This is a genomic window from Sphingomonas sp. DC4900 (assembly GCF_049896485.1).
Classification (GTDB): domain Bacteria; phylum Pseudomonadota; class Alphaproteobacteria; order Sphingomonadales; family Sphingomonadaceae; genus Sphingomonas; species Sphingomonas aquatilis.
This window is the reverse complement of record NZ_JAFCUK010000021.1, coordinates 1-14,045: the sequence shown is the minus strand read 5'-3', so window position 1 is coordinate 14,045 and position 14,045 is coordinate 1. Positions and strand designations below refer to the sequence as shown.

Genomic DNA, 14,045 nt, shown 5'->3' with positions numbered 1-14,045 from the left:
GTCGGCCACATCGCCGCCGATTTCAAGCATGGCGCCTGCCGGCGGGACGGTTATGGTGGCAAGGTTATGGAAGGTCCCGTTTATCTGTCCGGCCAGTTCCTGCTCGCGATGCCGGGCATGGCCGATCCCAGTTTCGACCATGCGGTGATCGCAATGTGTGCGCATGACGCGGGCGGCGCGCTGGGCGTGGGGCTCGGCGCGACGATCGATGGGCTGACGCTGCACGACCTGCTCGACCAGTTCGAGATTGCCCACGGCGCCGCACCGCCCGCCCCGGTACACTTCGGTGGGCCGGTGGAGCCGCGCCGCGGGTTCGTGCTGCATACGCTGGACTGGGCGGGACAGGACACGGTGGAGGTGGCCGGGCGATGGGCGCTGTCGGGCACGATCGACGTGCTGCGCGCGATCGCTGACGGGACGGGGCCGTCGCGCTACGTCGCCGCGCTGGGCTATGCCGGCTGGTCGGCCGGGCAGCTCGACGCGGAGCTGTCGCAGCCGGGGTGGTTTCATGTCGCGGGTGACGATGCGCTGCTGTTCGACACGCCCGCGCCGCAGCGGTGGAGCAGCGCCTTCGCCAAGGCGGGGATCGACCCGCGGCTGCTGGTGGTGGGCACGGGAACCGCCTGACGCGAGATATAAAGATATCTTTATATTTGATCTGTAAGGGCGGAGCGGCTAGGGGCAACCCATCCATACCTCTTCAGGAGCATGCCACGTGGCTACTGCGCTCGCGCCCAACGGCACGAACACCGATTACGTCATCAAGGACATCGGCCTCGCCGATTTCGGCCGCGCCGAGATCAAGATCGCCGAAACCGAGATGCCCGGCCTGATGGCGCTGCGCGACGAATTCGGCGCGGCCCAGCCGCTGAAGGGCGCGCGCATCACCGGCTCGCTGCACATGACGATCCAGACCGCCGTGCTGATCGAGACGCTGACCGCGCTCGGCGCCGACGTCCGCTGGGCGACCTGCAACATCTTCTCGACGCAGGACCATGCCGCCGCCGCGATCGCCGCGACGGGCGTGCCGGTGTTCGCGGTGAAGGGCGAAAGCCTGGCCGAATATTGGGATTATGTCGGCGACATCTTCACCTGGGACGGCGACGTCGAGGGTCAGACCGCCAACATCATCCTGGACGACGGCGGCGACGCGACCATGTTCGCGCTGTGGGGTGCGAAGCTCGAAGCCGGCCAGACCTTCGGCGAGCCGGAGAATGAGGAAGAGGTCGAGTTCCAGCGTTCGGTGAAGGCGTTCATCGCCAAGAAGCCGGGCTATCTGACCCAGACCGTCAAGAACCTGAAGGGCGTGTCGGAAGAGACGACCACCGGCGTTCACCGCTTGTACGAGATCGCCAAGAAGGGCGAGCTGCCTTTCCCGGCGATCAACGTCAACGACTCGGTCACCAAGTCGAAGTTCGACAATCTGTACGGCTGCAAGGAATCGCTGGTCGACGCGATCCGTCGCGCCACCGACGTCATGCTGGCGGGCAAGGTTGCTGCGGTCGCCGGCTTCGGCGACGTCGGCAAGGGCTCGGCCCAGTCGCTTCGCAATGGCGGCGCGCGCGTGCTCGTGACCGAGATCGACCCGATCTGCGCGCTGCAAGCGGCGATGGAAGGCTTCGAGGTCGTGACCATGGATGAGGCCGTGAAGCGCGCCGACATCTTCGTCACCGCGACCGGCAACGCCGACGTCATCACCGCCGATCACATGAAGGCGATGAAGCCCATGTCGATCGTCTGCAACATCGGCCACTTCGACAGCGAGATCCAGATTGCGGCGCTGTCGAACTACAAGTGGACCGAAGTGAAGCCCGGCACCGACCTGGTCGAGTTCCCGGACGGCAAGCAGATCATCGTGCTGGCCAAGGGCCGCCTGGTGAACCTGGGCTGTGCGACCGGCCACCCCAGCTTCGTGATGTCGGCCTCGTTCACCAACCAGACGCTCGCCCAGATCGAGCTGTGGACCAAGGGCGAGAACTACAAGAACGAAGTCTACGTCCTGCCGAAGCACCTCGACGAGAAGGTCGCCGCGCTCCACCTCGAAAAGCTGGGCGTCCAGCTGTCGAAGCTGAGTGAGAAGCAGGCGGCGTACATCGGCGTGCCGGTGGAAGGCCCGTTCAAGCCGGATCATTACCGCTACTGATCCGGACGGCGCCCGGTCTCGGGTGCTGCGGATACGAAGAGGGGCGACACCGCGAGGTGCCGCCCCTTTTTTGTTGGTCTGGTATGTCCCCGCCGTCACCCGTGTGTAGGCTGGCGCTTGCAGCGGCTCGTGCAATGCCCCTTAACGGGGAGATCCCGACCTTCGCTGGGAATACGCGTAATTCCTCCCCCGCCAGGGGGAGGTGGCGCCGCCGGAGGCGGTGACGGAGGGGGCGGACACGGGAGGGTTTCGAAACAGGACGCTACCCTGACCTCCCCCTCCGTCATGCCTGCGGCATGCCACCTCCCCCTTGCGGGGGAGGATTTTTCTTATCACGCTGAATGTCCATCGGCCTGCGGGGCCTACGAATAGTCCGCGGGGTTGCGTCGGACCGATGGGGGCGGTGGCCCGCCCCCAAGGCCTTACTTCGGCGCGGCGCTGCTGGTGGCGGCGCCGGTTGCCGAGGCCGCGGTTGCGGCGGCGAGCTGGGCGGCGGTGATGCCGACGATCACCTTGCCGCTGGCGTCGGCGCTGAAGCCGTTGATCGGCAGCTTCACCTCACCCTTGGCGGTATTGAGCGTCACGAATTCGGCGTCGGCCGACTTGATCGTGCCGAGTGCCGCGCCGCCGAGACCAGTGACGGCGGTGCCGGGGACCAGCTTCGCCTTCACCGCGGCCTGGGCCTGCGCCTGCGAGCTGGCGATCGCCGCGTCGAGCTGCGCCTTGGTCATCGCCATGGCGAAGCCCTTCTCGGTCTTGCCGATCGAAGCCGGCGGCACGGGCACCTGCGCGGTGCCGGTGTTGAGGACGATCGCCTGCGGCGTGACGCTGGCGACAGTGCCCAGCGAGACGCCCGCGCTGTCATAGATCGTGGCGCCGACCGTAGGGGTGGTCGCGGTCGCGCTGGCACCGGCCTGCGCGCTCGCGCCGGCGGCCGGAGCCTGTTGTGCCACAGCCGCGGCGGGCATCAGCATCAGGGTGCCGATCGTCAGGGCCAAGGTACGCATCGAGTGTCTCCATTGTTGCTCGTTGTGACAAAGTAACGATGGGATTTCGGATGCGGTTCCGCCCGTTTTTGGCGGCGAGGCGAGTGTCCTTTCAGATCAACCGGTTATGGGCAGACGAACCGTCCCGTCTTCGGCACGCTTCAGCGGACCGTAGCCCAAGACGGCCTCCAGCGGCAGCGGGCCGTAGAGGTGCGGGAACAGCTGGCCACCGCGGGATTCCTCCCACTTCAGCGATGCGCCGAAGCTGCCGAGGTCGACCGCGGCAACGTGCAGGTCGGTCTGCTCGGCGAAATGCTTGTCGACCGTCTCCGTCAGCTGCTCTGCGGTCGACATGTGGATGTAGCCATCCGCCAGATCGACCGGCGCGCCGGCGAAACTGCCGTCGCGTTCCAGCGCGGCCATCTGCTCCGCGGTCAGCACCTTATAGGCGACGAGGGGGAGGGCGCTCATGCGTCCTCCTCGCCATCGTCACTCTCATCGACGCGTTCGTCCATCGTCGCCGGGCCGGTGCCGTCGTCGACGACCAAGGCGTCATCGGTAGGGGCTGCGGGGGCATCGCCGATCTCGTCGGCGACGATCGCCTCCGCCTCGTTCTCGGGCTCTTCCTCCTCGTCGATCCGGGCGGCGGAGACGACATGCTCGTCCTTCGCCACGCTGAACAGCGTCACACCCTGCGTGTTGCGGCCCGTGACGCGGACGTCGCCGACCGACATGCGAATGAGCTTTGCCTGATCGGTGACCAGCATCAGCTGCTCGCCCGAATGCGCGGGGAAGCTGGCGACGACGGGGCCGTTGCGGCCCGCCGACACGATGTTGGTGATGCCCTGGCCGCCACGGTTGGTGCGGCGATATTCGAAGGCGGACGTGCGCTTGCCATAGCCGTTCTGGGTGACGGTGAGGATGAACTCTTCCGCCGCTTCGAATTCGGCCATGCGTTCGGGGCTGAGCGACATTTCGCGCTCGCCTTCCTTCCACGGGGCGGCCTTCAGATAGGCCTCGCGCTCCTCGGTCGTCGCCGCGAAGCCGCGGAGGATCGACAGGCTGATGACCGCATCGCCCTCGGCGAGGCTGACGCCGCGGACGCCGGTGGAGGTGCGGCTCTGGAATTCGCGCACGTCGGTGGCGGCGAAGCGGATCGCCTTGCCCGCCTTGGTGGCGAGCAGGACGTCGTCGCTTTCGGTCAGGACGGCGACGCCGATCAGCCGGTCCTCGCTGCCCTCATCGAAGCGCATGGCGAGCTTGCCGTTCGAGGGGATGTTGGCGAAGGCGTCCATCGCGTTGCGGCGGACGGTGCCGTTGGCGGTTGCGAACATGACGTGCAGGTCGCCCCAGCGGCCTTCGTCTTCGGGCAGCGGCAGCACGGTGGAGATCGTCTCACCCGGCGCCAGCGGCAGCAGGTTGATCATCGGGCGGCCGCGGGTCGCCGGACCGCCTTCGGGCAGCCGCCACACCTTCATGCGGTACACCTTGCCGGCGGTCGAGAAGAACAGCACCGGCGTGTGCGTGCTCGTCACGAACAGGTTAGTGATCGCGTCCTCGTCCTTGGTCGCCATGCCGGCGCGGCCCTTGCCGCCGCGCTTCTGCGCACGGAAGGCGTCGAGGGGGGTGCGCTTGATATAACCCTGCACGGTGACGGTGACGACCATCTCCTCGCGCTCGATCAGGTCCTCGTCGTCGATGCCGTCGGCGGCCGCGGCGATCTCGGTGCGGCGCGGAGTCGCGAAGATCGAGCGGACGTCGACCAGCTCCTCGCGCATCACCTCGTACAGGCGGGCGCGGTTGCCGAGGATTTCGAGCAGCGCGGCGATCGATTCGGCGAGGCCCTTCAGCTCGTCGCCGATTTCGTCGCGGCCGAGTGCGGTCAGGCGGTGGAGGCGCAGGTCGAGGATCGCGCGGACCTGCGTATCGCTGAGCTTGTAGCCGTCGCCGACCTGTTCGCCTTCGACCGCCTCGACGAGGCTGAGGTAGGGCGCGATCTCGGCGATCGGCCATTCGCGCGCGAGCAAGGCGGCGCGCGCCTCGGCGGGGCTGGACGAGCCGCGGATGATGCGGACGACCTCATCGAGGTTGGTGACCGCGATGACGAGGCCGAGCAGGATATGGGCGCGGTCGCGCGCCTTGTTCAGCTCGAACTTCGAGCGGCGGGTGATGACCTGTTCGCGGAACTGGACAAACGCCTGGATGATGTCCTTGAGGTTCAGCGTCTCCGGCCGGCCGCCGCGGATCGCGAGCATGTTGGCGGGGAAGCTGCCCTGCGCAGGCGTATGGCGCCACAGCTGGTTGAGGACGACCTCGGGGGTCGCATCGCGCTTCAGGTCGATGACGATGCGCACGCCTTCGCGGTTCGATTCGTCGCGAATGTCGCTGACGCCCTCGATCCGCTTGTCCTTCGCCGCCTCGGCGATCTTTTCGACGAGCGCGTTCTTGCCCTGCTGGAACGGGATGGCGGTGAGGACTATCGAGCGCCGGTCGCCGCGACCTTCCTCAATCACGTGGCGCGATCGGACGATGATCGAGCCGCGACCGGTGTGATAGGCCGAACGTGCGCCCGCCTTGCCGAGGATGATCGCGCCGGTGGGGAAGTCGGGGCCGGGGACGATCTCGATCAGCTCGTCGATGCTGATCGATTCGCCGGCCATGGTCTTGTCGATATAGGCGAGGCAAGCATCGACGACTTCGCCGAGGTTGTGCGGCGGGATGTTGGTCGCCATGCCGACCGCGATGCCACCGGCGCCGTTGACCAGTAGGTTGGGGAAGCGCGCTGGCAGGACCTGCGGCTCGCGCTCGCTGGCGTCGTAGTTCGGCTGGAAATCGACGGTATCTTTGTCGAGATCCTCCATCAAGTAATTGGCGGCGCGGGCGAGGCGCGCTTCGGTGTAGCGCATCGCGGCGGGCGGATCGGGGTCCATCGAGCCGAAGTTGCCCTGGCCGTCGATCAGCGGCAGTCGCATCGACCAGTCCTGCGTCATGCGCGCCAAGGCGTCGTAGATCGCGGTGTCGCCGTGCGGGTGATATTTACCGATCACGTCACCGACGATGCGGGCGGATTTGCGGTAGGGCCGGTTGAAGAAGAAGCCGCTTTCCTGCGCGGAAAAGAGGATGCGGCGGTGGACCGGCTTCAGGCCGTCGCGCACGTCGGGCAGCGCGCGGGCGACGATGACGCTCATCGCATAGTCGAGGTAGCTCGACTTCATCTCGTCGACGATCGAGATCGTCGAAATGCCCTCGGGATGGGCGGGGGGTTCGGCGAGGGTGGTCTCGTCGGCCAAGGTGTGACGCTTTCGGATTGTTACAGATGTATGGCCCCGGTTTAGGGGCATCCGTACCGAAAGTCACGCGCGCGTACGCACACGCGTACGCGCGCGGGCCTACAGAGCGTTACTTCTTGCAGGCGGCCTTGTTGGCGTTACCGGCCTTGCTGCAATTGTAGGTGATCGTCTTGCCGGTGCTGGTCTTGGTGGTGACCATGCGGCCGTTGGCGGCGACGGCGGTCTTGGTCGTCGTCCGGGTGGTGGCGGTGGGCTTGCCGACCGCAGGCTTGGTGGTGGTGGTCGTCTTGCTGGTGGCGACCGTCTTGGCCTGGGTCTTGGCCTGCATCTGCGCGCCGGTGGCCATCGCCGCGGAGCCGCAGCAGAGCGAGGCGGTCGCAAGCAGGACGAAGGGCAGGGACGTCTTCATGGGGTTCCTCTCCACCTTGAACGGACGCAACGGGATGGCGTCGTGATGCAGGCGATGCGCTCCGTGGAATAACAACGGGATGGCCGGATCATGACGTTTTCGTCATGTTGGGTGGGCACTTCGCGGCTCGTCACCCCGGACTTGATCCGGGGTCCCGCTTTTGTTGGGCGTAGTAGAAGAAGAAGCGGGACCCCGGATCAAGTCCGGGGTGACGGAGGGGGGGGATGGGGCGACTCCCCGCTAGGGCGCGATTTCCTTGCCTTCGAAGTCGAACAGGCGGCCGGTGTCGGGCGCCTTCAGGCCGTCGATCACGTCGAGCAGTTGTGAGGCGGCGCGGTCGGGGGTGAAGAGCGTGCCGGGGCGGACGTTGGCCTGGAAGGGCTTGGACAAAGCGGTGTCGACCGTGCCGGGGTGGAGGCCGACGATGATGCTGCGATCGTTGCGGCGCTTGTCCTCGATACTGAGCGTGCGGACGAGCTGGTTCGCCGCCGCCTTGGCCATGCGATAGCCATACCAGCCGCCGAGACGGTTGTCGGAGATACTGCCGATTCGCGCCGACAGGATCGCGAAGACGCTGCGGCCCTGTTTGGGCATGATCGGCAGGATGTGCTTGGCGATCAGCGCCGGGCCGATGGCGTTGATGCGCAGGTTGGCGGCAAGCCAGTCGGGATCGAGCTCGCGATAGCTCTTTTCGGGCAGGCGATCGCCCTGGTGCAGCATGCCGGTGGCGACGATCACCAGCACCGGCGCGGGGCCGGTGGTGATGCGCGCGGCGGCGGCGGCGATGCTGGCTTCGTCCTCGATATCGATCGGATCGCTGCCGGAGCGCGAGAGCGCGTGGACGACGTCATACGTTCCCTCGTCGCGCAAGGCCTCGACTAGCGCGGCGCCGATGCCGCCGCTGGCGCCGATGACGACGGCGCTGGTGCCCTTCGTAGTCATCGGACGAAGCGCCACTGGTCGTCGGTGCTGGCCGCCGCATCGAAGGCATAGCCGTCGCTGTCGAAGCCGCGCATCGCGTCGATATCGGTGACGCGATGTTCGATCATCCAGCGCGCCATCAGCCCGCGCGCCTTCTTGGCGTGGAAGCTGACGAAGCGGTCGCCCTCGCGGAAATCGACCGCGACGACGCGGATGCCGGCGGGCAGGCGCCCGGCGACCGCCGCCCAATATTCCTGGCTGGCGAGGTTGAGGACGACGCCCGTCTCTTCCGCTGCCACGTCCTCGGCCAGCGCCTGGGCGATGCGGTCCCCCCACCAGTCGGTCAGCTTGGGCTTCCGTGGCGCCCAGCGGGTGCCCATTTCCAGCCGGTAGGGGCGCATCGCATCAAGCGGGCGCAGCAGGCCGTACAGGCCCGACAGCAGGCGCAGATGGTCTTGCGCGAACGTCACCGCTTCCGGCTCCAGCGTCTGCGCGTCGAGGCCGGTGTAGACGTCGCCGGCGAAGGCGAACATCGCCGGCCGCTCGGGCGCCTCGGGAAAATCGCGAAAACGGTCGGCATTGAGCTTCGCCAGCGCGGGCGAAATCTTCATCAGGTCCGACAGGCGTTTCTGCGTCAGGTGCGACGCCGCGGCGGCGAGCGTGGCCGCTTCGGAATCAAAGCGGGGCCGCGTGGAACCCAAATCGGGCAGCGGCGTCTCGTAATCGAGGGTCTTGGCGGGGGAGAGGACGGCGATCATGCCGGTCCGGTACTGCGCCTTCGGCCACCGTTCAATTCCCGTTCACGGGCTTCAAGCCACTGCGGGATCAGTCCCCAGCGTCGCTTGTACCCGCTGCGGCGGCCGGTTACAGGCCGCGCGTACGTTAGCGGCAGCGATGCCCCAATTGTCGGAGAGAGAGTTAGCATGAAGACCCTTTCGAAGCTCGCGCTGGCCGCGGTGCTCGCTACCGGTGTGAGTGGCCTCGCGTTCGTCGCCCCGGCGATGGCCAAGAAGGAAGAGCAGCAGGCGCCGGGCTTCAAGCTCAGCAAGCCGGTGCAGGCGATCGCCTACAATGCGCAGCAGGCCGTGAAGGCGAAGGACGTCGCGACGGCCGAGCCGCTGGTCGCGCAGATCGAGGCGGCCGCCACCACCGACGACGATAAGTATGTGGCGGCAGCGCTGCGCTACGACCTCGAAAACACCAAGCTGGTGCTGGCACAGCAGGCGAACCCGAATGCGCCGCTGAACGAGACCGCGCTGGCCAAGCCGCTCGACGCGCTGATCGCCGCCGCCAATACGCCGGCGGCCGATCGCGGCAAGTATCTATTCCGCCGTGGGCAGCTCGCGTTCAACGGTGGCCAGTATGCGGTCGCGTCGCAATATTTCACCAAGGCGAAGGAAGCGGGCTTTAACAGCCCCGATTTCGATCTGCAGCTCGCCAAGGTGAAGGTGCAGGCGGGTGACGTCGCGGGCGGTCTCGCCGACCTCGACCGCTATATCACCGCGCAGAAGGCGGCGGGTCAGGCCGTGCCGGAATCCTATTACCGCTTCGCGATCGCGACTGCGAACAACAAGAAGATGGCGCCCGAGACGCTGGCGTGGATGCAGAAGTACGCCGCCGCCTTCCCGAATGCGAAGACGTGGCGCGACGTGATCCTGCAATATGCCTTCGCGCAGAACAGCATCGCGACGCCCGACAAGGCGCAGACGCTGGATCTGTACCGCCTGCTGCGCGCGGCCGGCGCGATGCCGGACCAGTCGAGCTATGAGGATTATGCCCGCATGGTCAGCGACCGCGGCAATCCGTACGAAGCGGCTGCCGTGCTGAAGGAAGGCCTGGCGTCGGGCAAGATTCCGGCGAGCAGCACCTATGCCAAGAGCCAGCTGGCCGCGGCGAACACCGCGATCCAGCGCGACGGTTCGCTGGCGTCGAGCGAGAAGACCGCGCTGGCATCGAAGGACGGCAAGATCGCCTCGGCGACCGCCGATGCCTATCTGGGCCAGAACAACTACGCCAAGGCCGCCGAACTGTATCGTGCGGCGCTGTCGAAGGGCGGCGTCGATGCGAACGAGGTGAACACGCGCCTCGGCATCGCGCTCGCCAAGTCGGGCGACAAGGCTGGCGCGCAGGCGGCGTTCGGTGCGGTGACGGGCCAGCCCCGCGCGGGCATCGCGGCGCTGTGGAACACCTGGACGCAGGTCGGTTCGGCGCCCGCTCCGGCGGCGTGATCGCGGCGACGATGGAATGAGAAGGGGCGGTCCGGCGACGGGCCGCCTTTTTTCGTTGCGGGTGGTGGTGACGGTGAACGTCGACCAAACGACGTCATCCCAGCGGAGCCTGGGATCTTGTGGTAACGGGCGACGTGTTGGCCGCAAAAGACCCCAGCCTTCGCTGGGGTGACGTAATTCGACAATCGGGCGTCAACCGCAGATGTGCGGCGTATCGGGTGGTGTGCCGGGTGGCCTTAATCGACCGAGACGGGAATGCCGGAGGTCGATTTGGCGGTGCGGATCGTGAGCGAGGTCTTGACGCTGGCGACATTGGGGGCCGGCGTCAGGTGGGTGGTCAGGATTTCCTGGAAGCTCTTGAGATCGCTGGCGACGATCTTCAGGATGAAGTCGATTTCGCCGTTGAGCATATGGCATTCGCGCACTTCGGGAATGTCGGCGACATGCGTTTCGAAGGCGGCGAGGTCGTGCTCCGCTTGGCTGCGCAGCGACACCATCGCAAAGACGGTAATCGGGAAGCCGAGGCTGGCGGGATCGAGATCGGCGTGATAGCCGCGGATCACACCCGCTTCCTCCAGCGCGCGCACGCGGCGCAGGCAGGGCGGCGCGGTGAGGCCGACGCGTTCGGCGAGCTCGACGTTGGTCATGCGCCCATCCTGTTGCAGATGAGCGAGGATTTGACGATCGATCCGATCGAACGACATTGCGTGAGCCACTCCTAAGACGCGCCGAACGATATCGGCGATTTCCTCTAAGCATAAGAAAATTGCGGCGCAACGCAATTGTCCCACTTTGCGACGGCCTGCGGACAGTCGGAAAATCACCTGTTTCCCCTGCGACTCCGGCTCGTTAAGGAATCGGTGTTGCGCCCCGCTGGCGTAACGCCTTCCGGGAGTGAGCGTGCGCTTCGACGACAGCCTCAAGACGGTGCTTTCCGCCGACATGGACAGCGGCTTCGGCGCGCAGTCGGCGTGGCGGCAACTCGTCGACCTGATGGGGCGCGGACGGATCGCGGCGGACGAGCCGGGCCTGGCGCGGCTGCGCCTGTTGCGGCAGGCGGTGCCGCTGGCGGTGCGCTCTGCCAGCGCGCGGGCGCTCGCCTTTGCGACGCCGCCGGCGCCGCTCGTCGGGCTGTTTGCGGAAGATGCCTTTGCCGTCGCGGCGCCGTTGCTGCGCACGGTGACGCTGGACGCGGATACGTGGATCGCGTTGCTGCCGCGCCTGTCGCCCCAGGGGCGGGCGTTGCTGCGCCACCGGCGCGACCTGCCCGCTGCGGTGGAGCGGGCGCTCGAGAGCTTCGGATCGGTCGATTTCGTTCTGCCCGATGTGGCGGCCGATGTCGCGCCGACGCGGGTCGCGTCGGATGTGGGGCCCGCTGAGGTAGAGCCGGCGGTCGGGCCGACGCCCGTGGTGGACGCGCCGGAGCCCGAGCCTGTCGTAACCGCCCCGGTCCCTGCGCCGGTCGAAGCCGAGCCGATCGTTGTCGCCCCCCGTGTAGTCGCGATGCCGACGGTCGCCGTTGCGCCGCCGGAGCCGCGGCCGATCGCGGCGGGCGGGTTTCAGATTGCCGATGTCGTCGCGCGCATCGACGCCTTTCAGCGCCAGCGCGAACCGCTGGCGGCGCCCGCCGAGGCGGTGGAGCAGGCACCCGCCACCTGCTTCCGCTTCGATACCGACAGTGCCGGCGTGATCTGCGCGGTGGACGGCGTGACGCGCGGGCCGCTGATCGGCGTGTCGCTGGCGGTGGGCGCGCCGCAGGGCGTGGTTCGCATCGATGCCGGCATCAACGGCGCGTTCCGTCAGCGCCAGCGCTTCGCCGACGTGCGGCTCGACGTCGGAGGATCGTCCGATGCGGGCGGCGCATGGCGGGTGACGGGCGAGCCGCAATTCGATGCCGCGACGGGCCGCTTCACCGGCTATGCCGCGATCGCCCGCCGACCGCGCAGCGACGAGGAAGCGGGACGGCCAGCGCAGGGTAGCGGAGCGTCCGATTCGCTGCGCCAGCTGGTGCACGAGCTGCGGACGCCGACCAACGCGATTTCGGGCTTTGCCGAGCTGATCGAGGCGCAGCTGCTGGGGCCGGTATCGCCCGTGTATCGCGATCATGCCGCGACGATCCGCCGCCACGCCGACGGCCTGATCGCGGCGATCGAGGATTTGGATACCGCAGCGCGGATCGAAGGCCGTGCGCTGGAGCTGCGCCCGCGGGCCGTCGCGATCGAGCCGCTGCTGGAACGGATCGCGGCCGATTTGGCGCCGCTGGCGGCGTTGCGCGGGACCGCGCTCGACATCCATCCGATGGGAGATCATGCCGCGCTGGCCGACGATCGGGCGATGGAGCGGCTGCTGTCGCGCCTGCTCGCCACCTTGACCTCCGCTGCCGTTGCCGGGGAACGGATCGATATCGCCGAAGCGCCCGCGCCGGCGGGGCAGGTGGCCCTGTGCTTCGCGCGCCCGCAGGCGCTGGGCACCGGCGGTGAAGACGCCTTGCTCAGTATCGATGCCGATGCCGGTGACGAAGGCGCGCCGCTGCTGGGCGCGGGCTTCGCGCTGCGGCTGGCGCGCAACCTGGCGAGCGAGATGGGCGGCGCATTAATCTTCGGCGACCATCTGTTGACACTGCGCCTGCCTGCCGCCGTACAAGAGGGGATGGAGCAGGCGGCCAACTGACTCGTGCGACGAGGCACCATCCCGCCGTACCGGCCGCCCGCGCCTGCACCGGATACGCTGATTCGCTGGCCGGAGAGCTTCGGCACCCGGTTCCTCGTGTTCGTCGACGTCGAGGAGGAGTTCGATTGGTCCGCTCCGCTGGAGGCGCGGCATCGGTCGGTGACCGCCATGCGGGCGCTGCCGGCGGCGCATGCGCGCTTTGCGGATCAAGGCGTCGGGCTGGTCTGCCTTGTCGATCATCCGGTGGCGAGCGATGCCGAGGCGGTGGCGATCCTGCGGGACGTCGTGGCGGACGGGCGATCGACGATCGGGGCGCAGCTGCACTCCTGGGTCACGCCGCCTTATGGTGCGTCAACGCCGGGGGATAGCTATCCGGGCAACCTGCCGCGCGCCGCACAGGCGGCGAAGCTGGATGTATTGACCGACGTGCTGGGCGCGGCGTTCGGCGCGGCGCCGATTGTCTATCGTGCGGGTCGGTACGGCATCGGCCCGGATACGGCGGCGCTATTGGTGGAGCGGGGTTATCGCGTCGAAACTTCGATTCGTGCGCGCTACGACTATTCGGCCGATGGCGGGCCGGATTTCAGCCGGATCGGTAGCGAGGCCTATCGATTGGGATCGTTGATCGAGGTGCCGTTGACCAGCGTGTTCACCGGCGCGCTGCGCGCTCGCGGGCCCAGGCTTTATCCGGCGCTGGGGCGGGTGCCGCACGGTCGCGGTATCGCGGCGCGAAGCGGACTGTTGCAGCGAATCGCGTTGACGCCGGAGGACATGCCGATCGAGCAGGCCTTGGCCGCCGTGCGGATCGCGGTGCGCGACGAGGGGCAGCGGCTGCTCACCTTCTCCTTTCATTCGCCGTCGCTGGAACCGGGGCATACGCCCTATGTGCGCAATGCGGGCGATCTCGACCGATTCTGGCACTGGTGGGACCGGATGTTCGCCGAACTGGATGCGCTCGGCGTGAGACCGACGACGCTGGACGCGTTGTTGGCGGCTGCCGACGGACAGGTATGACGCGCCGCAGGGGGCGTATTGCAGGCGGATTTGCGGTGACAAGGGCAAAACCGAAGATTGGGTACGCCCGATATTGACGCCGATAAACGTCCGGTGCGGCTTGTTCGGCCAGATGTGCGCACATGCAAATAGGACGATGCGATGTCATCACCCGTCGGGATAACGCGGGCCGTCACGAGACAGTAACACTAGAGTAGGCGCTGCCGATTTGCTTGGTACATTTGCAACACTGGCGCCTGCCTTTTGGGCGATGTGGCGATTTTACCCCCACATTCCCCAAGTAAATCGCTGATTTTGCTGTCAGGATCTCAATATTTCCGATATAAATCATGGTGTTGATGGCCGTGAGGGGCGCGTTTGATGGATCACCCAGAGGGTGCGGGT

General features: G+C 67.2%; 13 protein-coding genes. 5 read left to right on the top strand and 8 right to left on the bottom strand.

Features of this window, described 5'->3' with window-relative positions:
- The first annotated feature begins 66 nt into the window (after positions 1-66).
- Together ACP690_RS16830 and ahcY are read left to right on the top strand one after the other, a co-directional pair.
- Positions 67-627: a YqgE/AlgH family protein gene (locus tag ACP690_RS16830; RefSeq protein ID WP_426261749.1), complete on the top strand. Its 561-nt coding sequence runs from the start codon at positions 67-69 to the stop codon at positions 625-627.
- Positions 628-715: 88 nt separating this feature from the next.
- Positions 716-2,143, top strand: a complete 1,428-nt coding sequence (ahcY, locus tag ACP690_RS16825; RefSeq protein WP_017978608.1) for an adenosylhomocysteinase — start codon at positions 716-718, stop codon at positions 2,141-2,143.
- Between the two features lie 422 nt (positions 2,144-2,565).
- Here the strand turns inward: ahcY and ACP690_RS16820 are convergent, their stop codons facing one another.
- The 6 genes from ACP690_RS16820 to yaaA form a co-directional block, all read right to left on the bottom strand.
- On the bottom strand, positions 2,566-3,150 hold the full coding sequence (locus ACP690_RS16820) for a hypothetical protein (RefSeq protein WP_426261750.1): 585 nt from the start codon (positions 3,148-3,150) through the stop codon (positions 2,566-2,568).
- Between the two features lie 96 nt (positions 3,151-3,246).
- Positions 3,247-3,600, bottom strand: a complete 354-nt coding sequence (locus ACP690_RS16815) for a DUF952 domain-containing protein (RefSeq protein ID WP_426261751.1) — start codon at positions 3,598-3,600, stop codon at positions 3,247-3,249.
- Positions 3,597-6,419, bottom strand: coding sequence for a DNA gyrase subunit A (gene gyrA, locus ACP690_RS16810; protein WP_426261752.1), 2,823 nt, complete (start codon positions 6,417-6,419; stop codon positions 3,597-3,599). Before gyrA ends, ACP690_RS16815 begins: the two co-directional genes overlap by 4 nt.
- A gap of 109 nt (positions 6,420-6,528) precedes the next feature.
- Positions 6,529-6,828 (bottom strand): hypothetical protein, encoded by a 300-nt coding sequence (locus tag ACP690_RS16805; protein WP_147036171.1) that lies wholly within the window; start codon positions 6,826-6,828, stop codon positions 6,529-6,531.
- 240 nt (positions 6,829-7,068) lie between these two features.
- Positions 7,069-7,770, bottom strand: coding sequence for an SDR family NAD(P)-dependent oxidoreductase (locus tag ACP690_RS16800; RefSeq protein ID WP_426261753.1), 702 nt, complete (start codon positions 7,768-7,770; stop codon positions 7,069-7,071).
- Positions 7,767-8,507 (bottom strand): peroxide stress protein YaaA, encoded by a 741-nt coding sequence (gene yaaA, locus ACP690_RS16795; protein WP_426261754.1) that lies wholly within the window; start codon positions 8,505-8,507, stop codon positions 7,767-7,769. The genes ACP690_RS16800 and yaaA overlap by 4 nt, the downstream gene beginning before the upstream one ends.
- Positions 8,508-8,672: 165 nt before the next feature.
- Between yaaA and ACP690_RS16790 the strand changes: the two genes are divergently transcribed.
- Positions 8,673-9,977 (top strand): tetratricopeptide repeat family protein, encoded by a 1,305-nt coding sequence (locus ACP690_RS16790; RefSeq protein WP_043059562.1) that lies wholly within the window; start codon positions 8,673-8,675, stop codon positions 9,975-9,977.
- A 236-nt stretch (positions 9,978-10,213) separates the two neighbouring features.
- Here the strand turns inward: ACP690_RS16790 and ACP690_RS16785 are convergent, their stop codons facing one another.
- Positions 10,214-10,681: an Lrp/AsnC family transcriptional regulator gene (locus ACP690_RS16785; RefSeq protein ID WP_017978616.1), complete on the bottom strand. Its 468-nt coding sequence runs from the start codon at positions 10,679-10,681 to the stop codon at positions 10,214-10,216.
- 196 nt (positions 10,682-10,877) lie between these two features.
- Here ACP690_RS16785 and ACP690_RS16780 point away from each other — a divergent pair, with 196 nt between their 5' ends.
- Together ACP690_RS16780 and ACP690_RS16775 are read left to right on the top strand one after the other, a co-directional pair.
- Entirely contained in the window at positions 10,878-12,647 is a 1,770-nt protein-coding gene (locus tag ACP690_RS16780) for a histidine kinase dimerization/phospho-acceptor domain-containing protein (protein WP_426261755.1), read from the top strand.
- 3 nt (positions 12,648-12,650) lie between these two features.
- Entirely contained in the window at positions 12,651-13,661 is a 1,011-nt protein-coding gene (locus ACP690_RS16775) for a polysaccharide deacetylase family protein (RefSeq protein WP_426261756.1), read from the top strand.
- A 172-nt stretch (positions 13,662-13,833) separates the two neighbouring features.
- Here ACP690_RS16775 and ACP690_RS16770 read toward each other — a convergent pair.
- A partial coding sequence (locus ACP690_RS16770; protein ID WP_426261757.1) for a hypothetical protein occupies positions 13,834-14,045 on the bottom strand: 212 nt, incomplete at its 5' end.